This window comes from Ruegeria sp. HKCCA5463 (genome assembly GCF_013034175.1).
In the GTDB taxonomy this organism is placed as follows: Bacteria; Pseudomonadota; Alphaproteobacteria; order Rhodobacterales; family Rhodobacteraceae; genus Ruegeria.
The window spans coordinates 38,476-58,755 of the sequence record NZ_WQFL01000004.1; the positions used below are offsets into that span (position 1 = coordinate 38,476).

At 57.1% G+C, this 20,280-nt stretch carries 14 protein-coding genes and 1 pseudogene; 6 read left to right on the forward strand and 9 right to left on the reverse strand.

Annotated elements, in window-relative coordinates; genetic code table 11:
- Positions 1 to 8: 8 nt before the first annotated feature.
- The gene (locus GOW09_RS10195) at positions 9 to 1,247 is read right to left on the reverse strand and encodes a TRAP transporter substrate-binding protein (protein ID WP_152460475.1); all 1,239 of its coding nucleotides are present in this window, start codon (positions 1,245 to 1,247) and stop codon (positions 9 to 11) included.
- 109 nt (positions 1,248 to 1,356) lie between these two features.
- Between GOW09_RS10195 and GOW09_RS10200 the strand changes: the two genes are divergently transcribed.
- Complete coding sequence (locus tag GOW09_RS10200) at positions 1,357 to 2,952, forward strand: GMC family oxidoreductase (protein ID WP_171117970.1); 1,596 nt, start codon at positions 1,357 to 1,359, stop codon at positions 2,950 to 2,952.
- 92 nt (positions 2,953 to 3,044) lie between these two features.
- Here GOW09_RS10200 and GOW09_RS10205 read toward each other — a convergent pair whose 3' ends face one another.
- Positions 3,045 to 4,286 carry an acyl-CoA dehydrogenase family protein gene (locus GOW09_RS10205; protein WP_171117972.1) on the reverse strand — a complete coding sequence of 414 codons (1,242 nt, stop codon included), beginning with the start codon at positions 4,284 to 4,286 and terminating at the stop codon, positions 3,045 to 3,047.
- Positions 4,287 to 4,297: 11 nt separating this feature from the next.
- Entirely contained in the window at positions 4,298 to 5,332 is a 1,035-nt protein-coding gene (locus GOW09_RS10210) for a phosphotransferase family protein (protein ID WP_171117974.1), read from the reverse strand.
- A gap of 49 nt (positions 5,333 to 5,381) precedes the next feature.
- Between GOW09_RS10210 and GOW09_RS10215 the strand changes: the two genes are divergently transcribed.
- Positions 5,382 to 6,371 (forward strand): LysR family transcriptional regulator, encoded by a 990-nt coding sequence (locus tag GOW09_RS10215; RefSeq protein ID WP_217360267.1) that lies wholly within the window; start codon positions 5,382 to 5,384, stop codon positions 6,369 to 6,371.
- An 81-nt stretch (positions 6,372 to 6,452) separates the two neighbouring features.
- Here the strand turns inward: GOW09_RS10215 and GOW09_RS10220 are convergent, their stop codons facing one another.
- Positions 6,453 to 7,523, reverse strand: a complete 1,071-nt coding sequence (locus tag GOW09_RS10220; RefSeq protein WP_217360268.1) for a glycoside hydrolase family 99-like domain-containing protein — start codon at positions 7,521 to 7,523, stop codon at positions 6,453 to 6,455.
- 284 nt (positions 7,524 to 7,807) lie between these two features.
- On the opposite strand from GOW09_RS10220, the pseudogene GOW09_RS10225 reads away from it, so the two are divergent.
- The 3 genes and pseudogenes from GOW09_RS10225 (at position 7,808) to GOW09_RS22565 (ending at position 10,312) form a co-directional block, all read left to right on the forward strand.
- A pseudogene (locus tag GOW09_RS10225) lies at positions 7,808 to 9,159 on the forward strand (IS3 family transposase).
- 302 nt (positions 9,160 to 9,461) lie between these two features.
- Positions 9,462 to 9,872: a glycosyltransferase gene (locus tag GOW09_RS22560; RefSeq protein WP_253284236.1), complete on the forward strand. Its 411-nt coding sequence runs from the start codon at positions 9,462 to 9,464 to the stop codon at positions 9,870 to 9,872.
- Positions 9,857 to 10,312 (forward strand): glycosyltransferase family 2 protein, encoded by a 456-nt coding sequence (locus GOW09_RS22565; RefSeq protein WP_253284237.1) that lies wholly within the window; start codon positions 9,857 to 9,859, stop codon positions 10,310 to 10,312. Before GOW09_RS22560 ends, GOW09_RS22565 begins: the two co-directional genes overlap by 16 nt.
- Before the next feature lie 107 nt (positions 10,313 to 10,419).
- Here GOW09_RS22565 and rfbA read toward each other — a convergent pair whose 3' ends face one another.
- From rfbA to GOW09_RS10255, 5 genes are all read right to left on the reverse strand, one after another.
- Entirely contained in the window at positions 10,420 to 11,286 is an 867-nt protein-coding gene (gene rfbA, locus GOW09_RS10235; RefSeq protein WP_171117977.1) for a glucose-1-phosphate thymidylyltransferase RfbA, read from the reverse strand.
- A gap of 18 nt (positions 11,287 to 11,304) precedes the next feature.
- On the reverse strand, positions 11,305 to 12,168 hold the full coding sequence (gene rfbD / locus GOW09_RS10240; RefSeq protein WP_171117979.1) for a dTDP-4-dehydrorhamnose reductase: 864 nt from the start codon (positions 12,166 to 12,168) through the stop codon (positions 11,305 to 11,307).
- Positions 12,165 to 13,205, reverse strand: coding sequence for a dTDP-glucose 4,6-dehydratase (gene rfbB / locus GOW09_RS10245; RefSeq protein WP_171117981.1), 1,041 nt, complete (start codon positions 13,203 to 13,205; stop codon positions 12,165 to 12,167). Before rfbB ends, rfbD begins: the two co-directional genes overlap by 4 nt.
- The gene (gene rfbC / locus GOW09_RS10250) at positions 13,202 to 13,771 is read right to left on the reverse strand and encodes a dTDP-4-dehydrorhamnose 3,5-epimerase (protein WP_171117983.1); all 570 of its coding nucleotides are present in this window, start codon (positions 13,769 to 13,771) and stop codon (positions 13,202 to 13,204) included. Before rfbC ends, rfbB begins: the two co-directional genes overlap by 4 nt.
- Before the next feature lie 377 nt (positions 13,772 to 14,148).
- Entirely contained in the window at positions 14,149 to 16,197 is a 2,049-nt protein-coding gene (locus tag GOW09_RS10255) for a dockerin type I domain-containing protein (RefSeq protein ID WP_254442720.1), read from the reverse strand.
- A gap of 160 nt (positions 16,198 to 16,357) precedes the next feature.
- Between GOW09_RS10255 and GOW09_RS10260 the strand changes: the two genes are divergently transcribed.
- Complete coding sequence (locus tag GOW09_RS10260) at positions 16,358 to 20,269, forward strand: Ig-like domain-containing protein (protein ID WP_254442721.1); 3,912 nt, start codon at positions 16,358 to 16,360, stop codon at positions 20,267 to 20,269.
- Positions 20,270 to 20,280 lie beyond the last annotated feature (11 nt).

A 20,280-nucleotide genomic window follows, 5' to 3' on the forward strand; every position in this document is an offset into this window, starting at 1 on the left:
CAGTCTAATCAGGCCTCGCCCTTCCACCAGCGGCGCGGCTCGACATTTTCCGGCAGCGTGTCCGCGGGGATCTCGCGCGCGATGTCGTAGATCTCCTGGTATGTGTCGATGCCACCGGCCCATTTGTTCAGCCGCTCGCGCCACTGCGCCCACGGCTCGGGGTTGTAGTTCGGAGCACACATTTCTTCGGCCAGTTTGATCTGGTCCTCCGGCAGGAAGGCAGGGCGCACACCGTTTTCCGCAAAAATGGTTTGCGGCAATTGCGGATCCGAGAATCCGACAGTGTTCAGCAGTGCCGCCTCGTTCGCTCCCTGAATCAGAGCCTGGGTGAAGTAGGACGACTCCATCACGGCATCCTGCAATTCACCGCCCAGCCCATCGAATACTTTGGCAGACATCGAAGTGTGTTCGGTACCGCAGAAGAACTTCAGGTTCACCGATTGCGAGACCACAGGTGCCATGTTCGCATAAGCCACCGCCGAGGCCCAGGTTTCCGCACCATCGATCAGACCGGTCTTGAGCGCATCCAGCGTTTCTTCCCATGCCACCGGAACAGGGTTCAGGTTCAGCAGTTGCATCGCGATCCGGCCCAGCTGCGTGCCCGTCACGCGGTTCTTGGTCCCGAACAGCTCTTCCAGCTTGGTGACGGTCGGCTTGTCGGCAAAGGTTGAGCCCATTTGCAGACCGCGCAGTTCACAATGGGTGAACAGGAATTTCAGACCGTGACGCTTTTCAAGCGGGTCGCGCAGGATGCGCTGGCTGGCGGGGCTGTAGAAGAAATGATACTGCGCCGCCCGGCTGGGGAACATATAGGCATAGTCCAGAACGTTCAGATAAGGCGCACCGCCGGCCGAATTCTGTGTCGAGGCCGCGTAGATATCGACGATTCCCTGCTGGGTTTTCTCAACACAGCTCAGCTGACCGCAAATCTGGTTGTCGCCGATGAACTCGATGCGAATCTCGCCATCTGTGCGTTCTTCCAGGTCGCGTGCAAACTCGATGGCGCCGGCGCGCTCGATTAGCAGGTTGCGGGTGTTGAAGCCCGACGCACCAAATTTCAACGTGTGCTTCGGTTCTTTCGAAAAGCGTTTTTCATACGTGGATTCCGCCGCTTGCGCCAGATTGGCCAAGCTCATTGCCCCGCCAAACCCTCCTGCTGCAAGCAGCGTCGAGCTCATGCCATAGCGCCCTGCCACCCGAAAAAAATCCCGCCGAGAAATACCACTCAGTTTCCGACCAATCTCCATTGCTTACCTCCCTGTTCGCAATTATTGAGACGTTTTGTATCAAAAAAGGCTAGTATATTTCTTGCATCTTGCATAGAGTTTTTTTCAACGACGTTGGAAGGAGGCGGTCATGGAAGTGGATTATGCGGTAGTTGGCGCGGGGTCTTCGGGCTGTGTCATCGCCAATCGGCTCAGCGCCGACCCCAACACGACCGTCGCGTTGTTGGAGGCTGGCGGCCGCGACACCAATCCCTGGATCCACATCCCGGTTGGCTATTTCAAAACCATGCACAACCCTTCGGTGGACTGGTGTTACAGGACCGAGCCCGATCCGGGCCTGAACGGGCGTTCGATCGACTGGCCACGCGGCAAGGTGCTGGGCGGCTCATCCTCTCTGAACGGTCTGCTCTATGTGCGCGGCCAAAAAGAGGATTATGACCGCTGGCGCCAGATGGGGAATGTCGGCTGGGGCTGGGACGACGTGCTGCCTCTGTTCAAACGCAGCGAAGATCAAGAACGCGGCGAAGACCCGTATCACGGTGTCGGTGGGCCGCTGTCGGTGTCGAACATGCGCATTCAGCGACCGATCTGCGACGCATGGGTCGCGGCAGCGCAAGCCGCCGGATACCCGTTCAATCCGGATTACAACGGCGCAGATCAGGAAGGCGTAGGGTATTTTCAGCTGACCACCCGCAATGGGCGCAGGTGCAGCTCGGCAGTGGCGTATCTGAAACCCATTCGAAACCGACAAAACCTGAACATCATCACGAACGCATTGGTGACACGCATAACGCTGGATGGGAAACAGGCGACCGGACTTGTCTATCGGGATCGCGCAGGCAATGAGAAAACCCTGAAGGTGCGGCGCGAAATCATCCTGTCCGGCGGTGCTATCAACTCTCCTCAGATTCTGATGCTGTCGGGTATCGGCGATCCGGACCACTTGAAGAAAAACGGCATCGATCCGGTCCATGCCTTGCCCAATGTCGGCAAAAGACTACAGGATCACTTGCAGGCCCGTCTCGTTTTCAAATGCAATGAGCCCACATTGAATGACGAGGTGCGCAGCCTGATCAATCAGGCCCGTATCGCGCTCAAATACGCTTTGTTCCGCGCCGGTCCGATGACCATGGCGGCCAGCCTTGCGACCGGATTCATGAAAACGCGCCCGGACGTGGAAACACCCGACATTCAATTCCATGTACAGCCTTGGTCCGCCGACAGCCCCGGCGAAGGCGTGCACCCGTTTTCCGCCTTTACCATGTCCGTGTGCCAGCTGCGGCCGGAAAGCAGGGGTGAACTGCATCTGAACGGCCCGGACCCATCACAGCATGTAAAGATCATTCCGAACTATCTGTCGACGGAAACGGATTGCCGAACCATCGTCGACGGCGTGAACATCGCCCGCAGAATCGCACAGCACAATCCGCTGGCATCGAAAATTTCCGAAGAGTTCCGCCCGACATCCCAACTTTCGACCGACGATTACGAGGGCACGCTGGACTGGGTCAGGTCGAATTCCGTTTCAATCTATCACCCAACAGGGACCTGCGCGATGGGTACGAATGAAACCGCAGTCGTTGACCCCGCGCTAAAGGTGCACGGCATCGGAAACCTGCGGGTCGCGGATTGTTCGATCATGCCGGAAATCGTCAGCGGCAACACAAACGCCCCCGCGATCATGATCGGAGAAAAGGCGAGTGACTTGCTTGCCGCCGGAACATAGCGCGGCAGGCCGCGTATCCGGATCCCAGGAAAACTGGGCAACTCGGCTTGCAGATCTCAGGAAAAGTCCGGTGATGCCATCCCTGCCCTGACCTAGCGCAGAGGCGGTGTCAGCCACTGCGCCGACATCCCATAATTGGAATTCTTCAACTCCTGTTTGGCGATAGCCTGAAGATGGACCTCATCCGGTCCATCCGCATAGCGCAACGCCCGGGCCCAAGTGTAACTGTCGGCCAATGGCGTGTCGGGTGTCATGCCCATTGCGCCAAAAACCTGCATTGCACGATCCGTAACCTTTGCATGTACCTGGGGCGCCACGACCTTGATCAGGGATATTTCACGGAAGGCCTTTTTCGCCCCCACCTGATCTATTTTCCAGGCCGCCTTCAGGGTCAACAGCCGCGCCTGTTCAATTTCCAACCGGGATTTGGCGATCCATTCACGGATCACGCCTTGTTCCGAGAGTTGCTTGCCAAACGTCTTCCGTTCCTGAGCACGTTCCACCATCAGGTTCAGTGCCATTTCCGCCGCCCCGATCGAGCGCATGCAATGATGAATTCGCCCGGGCCCAAGCCGCGCCTGAGCCAGCGCAAAACCGCTGCCTTCTTCGCCCAGCAGATTGCCGACCGGGACGCGCACGCCCTTGAACACCAGTTCAGCATGGCCTTCGGGATCGTGCATGTTCAGGATCGTCGGATTGCGCACGATCTCCAAACCGGGCGTATTCTTTGGAACGATGATCATGCTTTGCTGTTTATGGCGATCGGCGTTCGGGTCGGTTTTGCCCATGACGATGAACAGTCTGGTATTGGGGTGGCACGCATTGGTGATGAACCACTTGCGGCCATTGACGACGTATTCGTCACCCTCGCGCCGGATGGATGTCGTTATGTTGGTCGCGTCCGAACTGGCCACGTCGGGTTCGGTCATGGCAAAGGCCGAGCGGATCTTGCCGTTCAACAGCGGCACCAACCAGTCTTCGCGCTGCTCGGGCGTGGCGAACATGTGCAGCAATTCCATGTTCCCGGTATCTGGCGCGTTGCAGTTGAAGACTTCCGAAGACCAGCTCACCTGCCCCATCAGCTCGGCCAGGGGCGCGTAATCAAGATTGCTGAGCCGCGTTCCGGGCTCATCATCCCGCAAGGAGGGCAGGAACATGTTCCAAAGCCCTTCGGCGCGGGCCAGCGACTTGAGGTCTTCCATGAACGAAACGGGGAAATTGCCGGCTTCTATTTCCTCTTTGTGGTCGCGAATGCGCGGATAGATATGCGCCTGCATGAAGGCTTTCAGCCGGTCGTGCATTTCCGTGGCGCGTGGCGATGGAGCAAAATCCATTGTGATCCTCTTCAGTGAGTTGCAGCAGCGATTTCGTCGAGCGCCATTTGCGCCAGAGGGGCCACCAGCCCCTTGAACGCCATTGCGTTCTCGTTCGATGCGTTTCCCGCCAGCGCACGGCTGTAAACACCCTGTGCAATCGCAGCCATCCGGAAAAAGGAAAACGCCAGATAGAAAGTCCAGTTTTCAATCTCCGGCAGGTCACGCAGCGAACAATACCGCTCAATCATCTCAGCTTCGGAAGGGATGTTCAAAGCAGCGCGATCCAGCCCTTGCAGCCCCCGGATCAGACCGGTGGGCGGCAATCTGAGACACACACAGAAATAGCCCAGATCAGCCATCGGGTGGCCCAGCGTCGACAGTTCCCAATCCAGAACCGCGGTGATCTGCGGGGCATCCGAAGCGAAGATAAAATTGTCTATGCGAAAGTCACCGTGGATCAGACTGACCGAACCGTCACCATCGGGCAGGTTGCGGGACAGCCAGCCCATAAGCTGTTCCATCTCGGGAAGATTACTTGTTTCTGCGGCGCGATACTGTTTGGTCCAGCGGCTGTATTGGCGTTGGAAATAGTTTCCCGGCTTGCCGAAGTCCGACAGGCCGACGGCGCCTGTGTCAACCGAATGCAGCGCGGCCAGAACCCGGATCATTTCGTCGAACACCGGATGATGGTCGGCCACGTCCAACTCGGGCAGCGCCGGGTTCCAGAAGATACGGCCCTCCTGGAAGCTCATGACATAGAACATGGAACCGATGACTTCCGTGTCCTCACACAGCACGTAAGGTTTGGCGACCGGAACCGCAGTGCCATGAAGTGCCTTCAGAACACGATATTCCCGATCCACCGCATGGGCCGAAGGTAACAGGTCACCTGGCGGTTTGCGGCGCAGCACGTATTTCGAACCACCGGCCTTCAGCAGATAGGTTGGGTTCGACTGCCCGCCCGAAAACTTTTGATAGGACAATGGGCCGGCGAAGCCTTCGATATGGCGCCCCAAATATGTCGAAAGCCGCTCGGTATCGAGTTCGAGGTCGGATGAGGTCATGCATGAAACTCCGTATTCCGCCAGGATACGATTCAGCTTACCGCCCCCAATGACATTTGTGAAATTTACTTGCATGATCGCCGGCATAAATCTGGTGAATGACATGGCGACCAAGCTCAACAAGATCGACCTGAACCTTTTTGTTATTTTTGACGCCATCTACACCGAACGAAATCTGACCCGCGTTGCCGAACGCCTGTCGATCACGCAACCGGCCGTCAGCAACGCCCTGACCCGGTTGCGCAAGACACTGAACGACCCGCTTTTCGTGAAGACCAGCACGGGGATGCAGCCCACGGCCCTGGCAGAGAGCATTTCGGACAGGATCTCAGCCGCTCTTCACCAGTTGCAAGCCGCATCGGCGCAGGGTGAACGGTTCGACCCGTTCACCAGCAAACGGCTGTTCCGGGTCAGTTTGGTCGATCTTCACAGCCTCATCATCCTGCCCGGGCTTTTGTCCGGGTTTCAGCGCACGGCACCCCAGGTCGAACTCAGCCTCGTGCGCATTCCCCGCCGGGATACGCGCAAGGCGTTGCAGCAGGGCACGATCGACATCGCGTCGGACATTCCGATGCCGGACAGTTCGGATCTGATCAGCCGGACCATCATGAAGGACCGCTATGTCTGTGCCATGCGACCCGACCACCCGCTGGGTTCGGGCCCATTGACGCTGGAGCGTTATCTTCAGCTGACACATCTGCATGTTTCCTCACGGCCTCAGGGGGCGAGTCCGGTCGACATCGTCCTGCGCAAACTGGGCGCACGGCGCAAACTCGGGCTTCAGATGCAAAGTTATCTGAACATCCGGGATATTCTGCACAAGACAGATATGGTTGCCACGCTGACCGAATGCAGCGCGCGTGAAATGGGGCTGCGCATGTTGAGGCTGCCGGTTGAAGTGCCTCCGATCGAACTTCGCCTGTATCGGCATATCCGGTCCGACGGCGACGAAGCCGTACAATGGATGTTTGACCAAATCGCAGGTCGCACCGTCAGCGCGAACGATACGGAACAGCATCATAGGGTCGATCAGAATTGATACGGAACCTCGGGCACCATGTGACGTCAGGATATCGGAGGCGCCAACCGTCAGGTCCGCGAAACCTCAAGGTCGGAAACATCACGTATTGATCTGACTTTCAGACTTCTTGGGTAACGCGTCATAGGTCGCCTGAAGATAGGCAAAGCCATATCTTCGGTCAGGCTCCAGATGCGTCCCCTCTGCCCACTCGTTCCACGCATTTATGAAAACGATTTTTTCGTCGGCACTGTATTTTTCCTGCGCAAGAACCTGGCGGCACAAATGTTCCGTCCAGCGCTTGTAGGCATCGATCGTGAACAGCCCCATAATCCGGGGGGCATCCTGATTGCGCGCGGTATTGTCCCACGAAAGCGTGGAGGACCGAAACAGCTTGTACCGGGGTTCCGGCTTTTGAAGCTCTGCCTCGACCACGGCCTGGTAATCCAGAACGGCTCCTGTGAACTCTGGATTGTAGATCCCCATCTCATCCGTGATGTCGGTGCGCTTTACCTGATGCGGCGGGAACTCCATAGCAGCGTCAAAACCCAGTTTCTCGGGGTCGCCGATATCGAAAGTCTGGGCAGCTATGAGATACAGGTCCGGCTCGCCCCAGCTTTCTGCCTCTTTTCGCCAAGCCGCGGTTGTTTCCTCGATATTCGGTATGATGTTCGCTCGGTAAACGATGAAAACCGGCTTCCCATCTATCCGAATGTAGCGCGGATCATCAAAGTATTTGCGTATATGGCGGAGAAGGTTCAGGGAATCCTCGATCGAATGATTCTGCGCGATAAGAATGTCGTGCGCCCGCCCGTCCCAGCGGCGTGTCCAGTTTTCGTTTGCCCATGTCAGGCAAAAAGGCATGTCGACTTCCGGATTGCCTAACATTTGTTCGAGCGGGTGCTCCATCAGGGTCTTTCCGCCGAACCAGTAGTAGTAATAGGAGAACCCTCCTATCCCGTAAGATTTCGCGATCCGCGCCTGTTCGACCATGATTTCTGGCAACCGCAAGTCGTAGTAACCCAGATGAATCGGACAATGAGGTTGGTAATGGCCCGGATAATTCGGAACGGCCTTTCCGACATTGGACCATTCGGTAAAGCCTTTGCCCCACCATTCATCATTCTCTTTGAAGGGATGAAATTGCGGCAGGTAATGCGCAATCGCCCGCACTGCGGGTTCAGCTTTAGCAGGCGGGTCGAAGGGTTTGAACTCGTCGGCCCGACCGATGGCTTCAAAACCCTGCCTGTTGGATTGCCCAGGTTTGTCCCAACCCCTTTTGGGGTCTCTTTTCTTGGCTGAATTTCTGAACCGCCTTGCCGTACGTGGCGACAAAGGTGGGCTGAGTTTCGACGCCGCAGTCAGCAAATAGTGTCTGACATCAGCACCTGTAGGCCTGATTGTAGGATTTGCATAACGGAAGGTTTCTGGCTCATCTGAACCGTTTAGAAGTGAAGATGAGACGGAAAGCTGGAACCGACAAAACTACAGCTGAACAGGTCGTCAAGGACATTCGCCGCAAGACACGCAAGCACCATTCTGCGGAGGAGAAGATCCGCATTGTACTGGAGGGTTTGCGCGGCGAGGAGAGCATCGCCGCGCTCTGCCGTCACGAGGGGATTGCCGCGAGCCTGTACTATTCCAGGCCGAAAGAGTTCCTGGAGGCCGGAAAGAAGCGGCTGGCAGGCGACACAGCCAGGCAAGCGACGAGCCCCGAAGTGAAGGAACTGCGGGCCGAGGCGTCGGCCCTGAAGGAGGCCATTGCCGACCTCACCCTGGAAAACCGCCTACTCAAAAAAAGTATGCTCGCTGATGGGGACGACGACATATGAGATACCTCGCAACGGAGAAGCTCGAGATCATCCGACTTGTCGAGCAGTCCCACTTGCCAACGAAGAGGACGCTGTCGAGGCTGAGCATTCCGAAAACCACGTTCTACCGCTGGTGTGCCCGCTATGAGGCGTTTGGTGAAGCCGGGCTTGAAGATCGCCGTCCACACGCCGGCCGGGTCTGGAACCGCATCCCTGACGAGATCCGGAAGGCCGTCGTTGACCTCGCTATTGATGAGCCGAAACTTTCGCCCCGCGAGCTGGCATTCCGCTTTACAGACACGAAAAAGTACTTTGTGTTAGAGCCTTCGGTCTATCGTATCCTCAAGGAGCAGGATCTGATTACTGGGCCGGCGTTCAACGTGATCAAGGCTGCCGACGAGTTCCATGACAAGACTACGAGACCGAACCAACTTTGGCAGACCGACTTCACCTACCAAAAGGTGACTGGCTGGGGTTGGTTTTTTCTCTCGACGATCCTGGGCGACTTCAGCCGTTACATCGTGGCATGAAAGCTTTGCACAACGATGAAGGCCGACGATGTTACCGACACTCTGGAACTGGCGTTGGAGGCATCAGGCTGTTCGTCGGCGACCGTCCGACAAAAACCGAGGCTGCTCAGCGACAACGGCTCATCATACATCTCTGGTGACCTGGCGGATTGACTCCAAGATCAAGGAATGGACCACGTTCGAGGGGCATCAAATCATCCGCAGACCCAGGGCAAGATCGAGCGGTGGCGCCAAACGCTCAAGAACCGCATCCTGTTGGAGAACTATTACCTACCGGGCGCACTCGAGGAAGCGATCAGAGCCTTCGTCGACCACTACAATCACCGCCGCTATCAAGAGAGTCTCGGCAATCTGACACCGGCCGATGTCTACTTCGGTCGCAGCGACGGCATTCTGAAGGAAAGGAGAACCATCAAGGAAAGAACACTGAAACAGCGACGCTTGCTCAACCTCGGGAGCGCCGCGTAAGATCGCAATCAATGAGCCAGGCCGTCCTAAACGCCGGCGGCTCAATCGGAATACTTCATTCGATGACGGACAATCTTACCGCTCCGATCAAAAAAGGCTTTGCATCCCCTAACGCGGCTTTGCCATTTGGCTGCGCTTGATGATCGGTTTCTTGCCTTCGCTTCACCGGTGAAAAACCAATTCAATCGTTTCTCAGATTGGCGTCGCTGAATGCAAAAGATCACAGACCTTATTCAGCAGCCCGGATCCGTCGTACTGGAACCGGGGTTGACCCTAACTGTGTTTGCGAGGAAGTAACGATCATGCCCATTCCACAGGTACGGCAGGCAGGATTGTCACAGATTACGATCATAAGCGTTTGTTACTACAGCAGTGGTGTACTGCCGAAGATGCTGAATTCCATCCCAGAGGGCGTGCCAACAATTTTGGTCGACAATGGCTCGGACGAAATAGAAGCGGTTCGGCAAATGGCCGAGACGCATGGCGCAACTCTGATCGAAAGCCAAGACAACATCGGGTTTGGCCGCGCACGCAACCTTGGTGCCGCCAAGGCAACAACGGACCTGCTGTTATTTCTGAACCCGGATTCCCACTTGCTGCCCGGAGCATTGGACGCGTTGAAAGAGGGGGCCGACAATCATCCGGATGCGTCAGCCTTCAACCCTTCAATTCTGGACCGGAAGGGGCACCTCGTTTCATGCGATACAGTGTAATCATTCCCCGAAATGAAACACTGCCCAGGAAAACAGCCGATTCCGACTTTGAATTGCCGGTCCTCGTCGGCGTCGCCTTCCTGGTCCGCCGCGAAGCGTTCGAAGCGGTCGGCGGGTTTGATCCCGAAATCTTTCTGATTCATGAGGACGATGATCTGAGCCTGCGGCTCAAAGCCGTTTGCAGGCCACTATACTATGTTCACAACTCTCAGATGCGCCATGCCAGAGGCAAATCCTCGCCAGGAAGCCCAGCCATCGCTGGCCTGAAGGGCTGGTATAGGGGGCAATCGCGCGTTTACGTCGCCCGCAAGCATGAAGTCCCGATGGCCTTTGGTCGGGCCCTGGCATCGGCACTACTGCAAATGATGTCTCCGGCTATGTTGTTTTCAGCGAGAAAACGCGCCAAACAATGGGCCTTCTTGCGTGGCGTTTTGGCATGACCGGAATGCCCGCCCAGCCCCGTTCAGACCTTGATCACAAAGCGTGAAGCAGCTTACAGCCCACGCAAATTCCAGCCTAAACACGCAACCATGAGACAGTTCGCGGCCTAGCTCAGAAGCCCTTTAAGATAGGTGCCGTACGTGGACTTGGCGAATAGGCGCGCGCGCGCCTCAAGAGCCTCGTCGTCGATCCAGCCATTTGCCCATGCGATTTCATCCAGGCTGCCGGTCTGCATACCCTGACGTTCCGTGATCGTTCGCACGAAGTTTCCCGCATCCAGCAAAGACCCGTGCGTGCCGGTATCCAGCCAGGCAAAACCGCGCCCCATGGTCTGCACATCCAGCAAACCTTCGTCCAGATACATTTCCAGCAGCGACGTGATTTCCAGCTCGCCGCGATCTGACGGTTTGACCTCATGCGCGCGGGCCGGAGCGTCGCCATCCAGAAAATAAAGACCCGTCACCGCGTAGTTCGACGGAGGCACCTTGGGTTTTTCGACGATCGCGCGGGCTTTGTTCCCTTGGAAATCCACAACGCCGTAGCGTTCTGGATCAGCGACCCGATACGCAAAAACCGTACCGCCGCGCTTCAGTTGATCCGCCTCGAGCAGCAGGTCCGTAAGGCCATGTCCGAAGAAGATGTTGTCACCCAGAATCAACGCAGACGGGGCACCGTCCAGAAAATCCTCGGCCAGAGTATAAGCCTGCGCCAGACCGTCAGGAGACGGTTGTACGATCCATGTCAAGGACAAACCGTATTGACTGCCATCTCCCAACAGGCGCTGAAACTGATCCTGATCCTGGGGGGTGGTGATGATCGCGATTTCGCGGATCTGCGACAGCATCAAAACACTCAGCGGGTAAAAGATCATCGGCTTGTCGTAGATCGGCAGCAATTGCTTCGATATCGCCATGGTGATCGGGTAAAGCCGGGTTCCGGACCCACCGGCAAGAATAATGCCTTTGCGCTGCATAATCTGTCCTTTCAAGGTTCAGCTGGTCGCTGACTTCAACTCGCTCAATATCTCAGCCAGTCCGGCTTTCCAGTCGGGTCTCTGGATTCCGAACACATTTTCCAGCCGCGAACAGTCCATACGTGAGTTCAGCGGTCTGGGCGCCGGCGTTGGGTAAGCCTCGGTTGGAATATCCTCGATTTCGACCGACAAGCCGGATTGAGAAACAATTTCACGGGCGAAATCCGCCCAGCTGGCGTCGGGTACACCGGAATAGTGAAACACCCCCCCTTTGGCTTCGAGGCCAGCCTTGGCCATTTTCAGCAAGGTTTCGGCGATGTCGGCAGCAGGTGTTGGCCCACCGATCTGATCTGCGACGATGGTCAGCTTGTCACGGGTTTCTGCCAGTCGGAGAATGGTCTTTGCAAAGTTCTTTCCGTGGGCCGAAAACACCCAGCTTGTGCGCAAAATGGCATAGTGACCGCCAGGCCCTGCGATCTGGTGTTCGCCGTCCAGCTTGGTTCGACCATAGGCCCCCAAGGGCCCGGTCGGGTCATCGATGTTCCAGGGGGTCGTACCAGAGCCGTCAAAAACGTAATCCGTGGAAACATGCAGAAAAGGCAGGTCGCGGGCCGCGGCGGCACGCGCCATTGCACCGGGTGAATCTCCGTTGATCCGTTGCGCCAGGTCGCTTTCCTCTTCGGCCTGGTCCACCGCCGTATAGGCGGCCGCATTGATGATCACGTCCGCATCCGTATGCCGGATGGCGTCTGCACATTGCGACGGGTCAGACAGGTCCGCTGCGGTGCGATCCAGAGCTTCAACCAGGACACCATGCGCCTGTCCGCGACGTCGCAACTCGGTCGCCACCTGCCCCCCGTGGCCGAACACCAGCGCCTTCATTTGGCAACACCCAGCCGCACACCCACGCCACTGCGGGCCTGCAAGGCGTTCAACCATGCGCTGTTGTCCAGATACCACTGAACCGTCTGTTCCAGCCCGGTTTCAGGCGTGTAGGAAGGACGCCAGTTCAGTTCGGTGCGAATCCGGGTCGGATCGATGGCATAACGCTGATCGTGACCGGGGCGGTCAGCGACGAACGTGATCAAATCCGCATAGGGCGTTTCACCCGGCTTGAGGCGATCCAGGATCGAACACAGCATTCTGACAAGATCAAGATTGGTCATCTCATTCTCGCCACCGATATTGTAGCTGCGGCCCAGTTCACCCTTTTCGAGCACCAGCAACAGGGCTTCGGCATGGTCATCGACATGCAGCCAGTCGCGAATGTTGTCGCCTTTCCCGTAAATCGGGATCGGTTTGCCCGCCAGCGCGCTGAGGATGACAACGGGGATCAGCTTTTCCGGAAACTGGTAAGGGCCGTAGTTGTTGGAGCAATTGGTAAGAACCACTGGCAGGCCGTATGTTTCACGCCACGCCCGCACGAGATGATCCGATCCCGCTTTCGAGGCCGAATAGGGTGAGTTCGGCTGGTATGGGCTGTCTTCGGTGAAAAACCCGGTTTTTCCCAAGGACCCAAAGACCTCGTCGGTTGATATGTGATGAAACCGGAAATGCTCGGGCCGGCCGGCACCCAGCCAATAGGCGCGTGCTGCTTCCAGCAATACATAGGTCCCGGTCAGGTTCGTGTCGATGAACGCGGCCGGGCCATCGATCGAGCGGTCAACATGGCTTTCAGCGGCCAGATGCATGATCGCGTCTGGCTGGTGCCTGTCCAGTATCGCCGACATGGCGGCGGCATCCCGGATATCCGCATGTTCAAAAACGTATCCCGGCGCATCCGCGACAGAGGCAACATTGTCCAGACAGGCCGCGTAGGTCAGGGCATCGACATTGACGACCGAATGCCCATCGGCAATCGCGCGACGGATAACGGCAGAGCCGATAAAGCCCGCCCCGCCCGTAACCAGAATTTTCATTGTGTGTCCTCGAATACGAAAGGAGATTCAATTTCGCGCAGAAGTGGTGCGATCCGATCTCTCTCGGACAGCTGGTGTTCTGAATTGCTCTGTGGCCATTCAATGCCGATATCGGGATCGTCCCAACGAACCGCGCCTTCGGTTTCCGGCGCGTAGGTATCAGAACACTTGTAGACGATCTCGGTCTCCGGCTCCAACGTCACGAACCCATGCGCGAACCCCGCAGGAACCAACAGCATCCGCCCGTTTTCGAAACTCAGTTCTTCACCGACCCAGCGACCATAGGTGGGCGAGCCTTTGCGGATATCGACCGCGACATCAAACAGCCGCCCACGACCGCAGCGCACCAGCTTGGCCTGCGCCCTTGGCGGAGCCTGAAAATGCAATCCGCGTACCGTGTTCACCGTGCTCGAAAGGGAATGATTGTCCTGAACGAATTGCGTATGAATTCCTTGTGCCGCAAAACTGTCGCCATTGTAGGTTTCCTCAAAAAAACCGCGATGATCGCCAAAACGCTTCGGGGTGATCAGTTTCACTTCCGGAATGGAAAGCGCCAATATTTCCATTGTTACTAATTTTCATCTATGTGTTGATGTCTCGGCCTGCTATGTCACATTTGCTCCACCGACGCCAAGACCTATGTTGTCTGATCAGCAATTTGAGCGGCTTATCGGTTCCGAAGGTCGGGCGATTATCGCAGGCAAGTTGCGATTCTGGTAGAATTCATTGAAATTATTGGACCATCTCTGCATGAAAACACAGGGATGTAACAGATAGTGAAGCCGCAGGCGCGCCAACGCTTGGGTCGAAACCAAAAGCACCGCGACATGGGGCGGTATTCGAGCGCTGAGGCTGGGACGTGTCAATTTGGCCGCAAAAGCCGATCCACACCTTACTGCTTAAAAAGGTACAAGCCTGCTTTGGCCGAGATATCTTTCGGCGCTCAGGCCGCTTCGAGATTTCCCAACAGGATGGAGGTCATGTCCACGTTGATGACCCCATCCACCGCCACGACGTCGACACCTGTCTGATAGGTTACATTGTCTCTGGTAATCCCTGAAAGGTCCGCGTTCTCATCCAGAAATACCCATTCAGGGTCATGGGCCGTGGACTGCCCAACGGCGACTTGCAAAATTGCAAGCGCATCCAGGGCGTTCACAGTGCCATCCCTGTTGACGTCTGCGGCTATCAGGTTTTCCGCGGTCGCGGGACCCCATGTCGGGTCGAGACCAACCGAGATGCGCAACACTTGCAAGGCGTCCAGCGCGTCAATCTTTCCGCTCGCCGTGGAATAGTGTTTGGTGATGTCCAGCACTCCGGGAAAGGTGCCATCGGGCAATTCCAGATCGAACCGCCCCTGATCATCTGCGGTGCCGGATACCGTGCCCCCGCCGTCCGGCGTGAACCGGATTTCCGCATCCGTCAGCCCCGGATTCGCAGCCTCGCTGTCCACCGTGATCTGCCCGACCAATCCACCAGAGCTGCCCGGTGTCTGCCCGCCCAGGTCCCCGAAATCTACCGGGATGTGATCCGGTCCGGCGAAGCCTGCGCCAAAGATATCCGTGCTTGTCAAAGCGCCGCCCGAGGCGGATTGGACCTGCACGACCTCGCCACGATATTCGATCTGAGCCCCGTTTGCCGTGCTGGTAAAGGTCAGTTGCTGAGGCGACCGCAACAGCGGGTAGTCGAACATATCCAGACGATCCACGCCCGCCTGAAAATCGGTTATTGTGGTCAGACCACTACCGGACTGCATCACGAAGATGTCGGCCCCTGCACCACCCGACATCGTCGTCGCACCCTTCCCCGCGATGAGAATGTCGTCTCCGGCGCCCCCCAGAAGGGTCGTGTCCAGAATACCGCCGCTGAGGATATCGTCCGACGCGCTCCCGTTCACGGTACCGAACCCCTTGCGCACCACACCCAGATCATCGACCGGGACCGTCAGGACGTTCACCCCGGCATCCTGTTGTGACGTCACGAGAATTTGCAGCTCGTCGCCCACATGTGCAACCGCCAGCGATTCGACATTCTGCAATCCACTGGCCAGCGTATCCTCGAAACTGTCCATATGAACAAGTTGACCTTCGGGTGTCAAAGTGAACAGAGACAGGCCATCATCGCCGCCACCTGCAACCACAAAGACCCGACCGTTCACGTCTATGACCTCCAGATCCTGAACCGATTCAAACCGCGTGTGAAGCGTATCAAGCACATGGTCCGTCGCCTTCAAACTTCCATCGCTGTTCAATTGAAGAACACTGAGAGAGTTGCTGCCGGACCCCGCCACCACGACCCAGGATTTACCGTATGCCTCTACGGTCTCGACATCCGTTGGAGTAGAAACACCAAGGGTTCCGAGCGCCGAATCATTGTTGATCTCGGTTAACGTGCCGGTGCCGGAATCGATGCGATATGTCGAGACAGAGTTTGTTGCCGCGTCACTTGAGATCAGAAAAGTATCCGAACCCGACCGCAACGTCTGCATGGCATCCGCTGTGCCGGCAATCAAACCCGCAAGACTGAGCGTCCCGTTCGCGTTCACATGGTAGGTTCCGATATTGCCTGTATCCTCATGCGCCATCGCAAGGACACCCGAAGACCCAAGTGAAAACTGTACGATGGCCGAGATATCTCCGCCTCCGTTGAGCACACCCGTTTCCTTCAGGTTACCGATCGTTCCGTCCGCGTTCACGTCATACCCGACTAGGCCCGTGGCAGTGTTGATGTCGAGCGCAATCTGCTCGGTTCCCGCCAGCGTTATCGACGTGGCACTGCGCCCCACCTGGAAGGTGATCGAACCGCTGTAATACTCGGTATCAACCAGCTGCGGCAGGGCACCGTCGACCAGCCGCCAGACCGCGACGCCGCCACCCGGGCCGGTCACCGTGTAGAGATACGTATTCCCGTTAAGCGTTTTTAAAGCCGTATCGCCGATACCTGAATCGAGCGCCGTGCTCCCCGTTGCCACTACACTTTCGAACTGAAGCATCACAGCCATCACCTCCCGCGCCACCCCTGGCAGTTACGGCAAGATGACCAGATGAGCAGACCGAAACCGAAGCAGAATTGTGGTGAAAACGAGAAGTTCGGTTTCAGTTTAACTCAATTTTTTCAGGTCCGATCGCTACGGCAACAATTGGGAAAGACAGATGAGCAAAACGCCAAACAGCACATCCTTTCCTGTTGCGATGATCGCGGACACCACATGCGAGGGCAAGATGACCAAAGCACCTGAGGCCAACAATCGTCCGGCGGCTGACTCGACGGACGGAGATCGCAAATCTCAAGTTCAACAATGGATCAATGGTAAGCTTGGTCGTTGGGCGGGTCGCGGCGCAGCTGGCGGCCTCATGTCCACATTGATGGCCTTGCCTGCCTTGTCACAAGCAACCATCGAAGAGCTCTACGCCTTCCAGTTCGCAGAGACAATTCCGGGTGTACGCTCCGCCAAGTTGCTGAAAAACGGCGATGTTCTTCTGAAAATGGCGGACGGTCGGACCATGATCGTGGCGGCGGAAAACGTGCAGGTCCTAGACAGCGGCGCAATCATGATCGCGGAAGAGGCGGTTGCTGAAATCGCCCAGTTCAGCGCAGCTGAAGCCGGCGCAGCAGCTGGCGGAATCAGCGGCGCCGGGGCTGCATTGGGCGGCCTCGGGCTGGCCGGCGCAGCTGCCGCTGCGGGCGGAGGCGGTGGCGGCAGCGGCGATTCCCCGGAACCTGTCGCGCCAGCGCCTAAACCCCAACCCCAACCGGAACCGAGCTATACCAGCCTGAACCTGGCCGAACTTCAGGCAACGGCATTGAACAGTGCCATTACCAATGCCGCCGCACCCGAAGGAACATCGACAGTCGAGGTCACGATAGGTTCGCTGGTCAAAACCGTAACACCCAACGATGACGGCAGTTGGAGCATTTCTCTCACTGCGGCCGAAGCAAATGCGCTTCCGCAAGGCGTCTCTACGGTGACAGTCAGACATCTGGACGATTCAGGCACGGAACTGTCCAGCGAATCCGTCAAGTTCGATATTGATACAATTCCTCCAACCCTGTCGATCACCGGGTTTTCCGATGGCGCTGTTTTGAATTCGATCGAACAGGCAACGGATCTGACGGTCACCGGAACAACCGATGCAGAAGACGGGCAGACCGTTACCGTCTCAATGAACGGGCAAAACTATTCGGGAACGGTATCCAATGGACAATGGAGCGTCACCGTTCCGGCGGCAGACCTCTCAGCCCTTCCTGATGGCGCGACGATTGCCGTTACGGCGGATGTTGCCGACGCGGCGGGAAATTCAGCACCACAGGCGAGCGGAAGCTTTGATACTGATTTCACTGCACCAACTGTTTATCTGGATCCCGTGGCTGGCGGCTCGATAGAACTGATCGACGTAGCCGGCGACCTGGCCTTGACCGGTTCCACCACGGCAGAGGATGGTCAGACCATCATCGTTACGTTCAACGGACAAGTGCACACAGGCACCGCTTCTGGCGGAAGCTGGAGTGTAACGATCCCCAATTCCGATCTGAGCAGTCTTTCCACCGGAATACCTGCATCTGTTCTGGTAGCCGTCGAGGACGTGTCGGGCAATCCGGCAGTACCGCTTCTTGTATCGGTTCCCGTGGACCTGACCGGCCCTTCCATTTCGATAACACCCCTTCCTGTTGGTTCCGTACTAAACGCAACCGAAGCCGGATCCGACTTGACCATCAGAGGGCTAACGTCAAACGTTGGGGATGGTCAGCAAGTTACCGTAACCCTCGATGGTCAAACATATTCCGGAACAGTATCCGGCGGGGCCTGGAACGTGACTGTGCCAGCTGGAGATCTGGCGTCCTTGTCGGATGGAGGCAACTTCTCTGTTACCGCAGATGTCGACGACGCCAGTGGCGTGACGGCACCTCAGGCCGCAGTGACATTTTCCAAGGATGTGACCGCGCCGACGCTCAGCATCGACAGTTTCTCGGACGGAGCTGTCATGAATGCAGCCGAGCGGGCCACGGATCTTTCCATCTCGGGCAGTACGACAGCTGAAGACGGACAAATCGTAACCGTCAGTCTGAACGGGCAGTCCTTTAGCGCAACGGTTTCCGGCGGCAATTGGAGCGTAACTGTACCTGCTTCGGATCTGACAGGTCTATTTGACGCGTCGACGGTCACCGTGAACGCGGATGTCTCGGACGCTGCCGGGAATCCGGCTCTGCAAGCGAACAACAGCTTTACCACCGATTTCACGCCACCGACGATCGGAATTTCAACCGTATCCGACGGGGCCGTCATGAACGCCGTTGAACAAGGAACCGACCTGACGGTGTCAGGAACTTCCGATGCGCCGGACGGAACAGTTGTTACCGTCGAAATCACGCGCGCTGACGGCACTACGGACGTCACCGGAACGGCAACGGTAACCGGGGGCACTTGGACCTATACGGCGACCGTGACAGATTTGTCTGCCCTGCAAGACAACGAGACTTACAATATCAATGCGTCGATCTCGGACGCGGCGGGAAACAACAATCAAACCACGACAAGCTTTGCCACTGACTTCACAGCACCTTCGATAACCATAAACAGTCTGCCTGTGGGTGCCGTGTTGGACGTGACCGAGTGGGGCGTGGATCTTGCAATCTCAGGCACGACCACGGCTGAAGATGGCCAGCCCGTTTCGGTCACATTCGGCGGGCAAACCTATACAGGCGTTGCATCAAATGGTTCGTGGGCAGTTACCGTTCCAGCAAGTGATCTTGGAATGCTCTCTGACGGAACGAGCTATACCATTTCCGCCACTGTTGACGATCTTGCAGGAAACAGCTCGGCCGCGGCGAACAGCTCACTTTCCACAGATTTTCGCCCCCTGTTGACGTTGAACGATGTCGGGGTCAACAATTCGATTGGTCTTGCCGATGCCAAAGCTTCCGGAATTACTCTCGGCGGGTCATCGACCGGATTGTCAATCGGCCAGTCGGTGGATGTCACGTTAAACGGCAGTTCGGTCGGATCTGCAACGGTGGCCGCAGACGGATTCTGGTCGCTGGCTGTCGCGGCGTCCAACTTTTCGGCAGTGGAGGCAGGTGATGACCTTGTCTTTTCCGCGCAGGCGACAGTTGCGGGTGGACCAGATCCGCTGCCGGTTTCCGAGCAGGCCGTTGCGCATGAACCCGCCGCCTATGTGATCTCTGAAGTTGGGCGCTCGGGATCTACGGTGACATTCGCAATCTATGCCGAAGCCGACCGCGATATCTCTGGCGGTCTGGCTTTGACGGCAGAGCTTGGATTTGACCCTTCGGTTGTCACATTCAACACGGCGTCGGTTTCGGAAAACAACGCCTTCGATTTGTTCTTGGCCAGCCCGGGCGCCGGGGGCGCGATGAATTTTGCCGGCGCCGCGACAACCTTTACAGATCTTTCTCAGCCGCTTGTCACCTTCACGATGACGATCCAGGACTCCAGCCAGCCTATTGAGCTGACAATCAAAACGTCTGATGGCGGACCGACGACAGTGCAGTTTGGCACCAATGGTGATGACACGCTCACCGCTGCGAATACGGACACCATCACGCGCGGCGGTGACGGCGACGATACCATTGATGTTTCTGCAGCAGGGCGAGACATCGTCGTCTTCGAGGCCGACCCGGCCAGCAATGGTACAGACGCTGTGACTGGCTTTACGATTGGCCCGGCTGCGGATGTAACCGACGCACTGATGTTCCACGGGCTGGACACCAATACGCTTCGCGGTGATGGCACCGGATTCGAATTGCTTTCCACCGGAGACACGTTGGGCACGAACACCGGATTTGTCGGCCTCAGCACGGTACTCACCGACCTCAACCTCAGCACAATCGAAGCCGCTGTCGAGAGTCTTGCCGGAGTCATGGCGGGCGATGAGCTTTACGTGATGGCAACCGACGGAACAGACAGTATTCTGGTCAAGGTAGATTTCCAGGCGGCGAACGATGCCAGCGTTGAAACCGTGGCCACGTTCCAAGACCTGAGCGATCTGAGCGGCCTGACCGCAGATAACATCCTGCACACCGACCCGACCGGGGCAACGGCCTGATCCAGACCGGC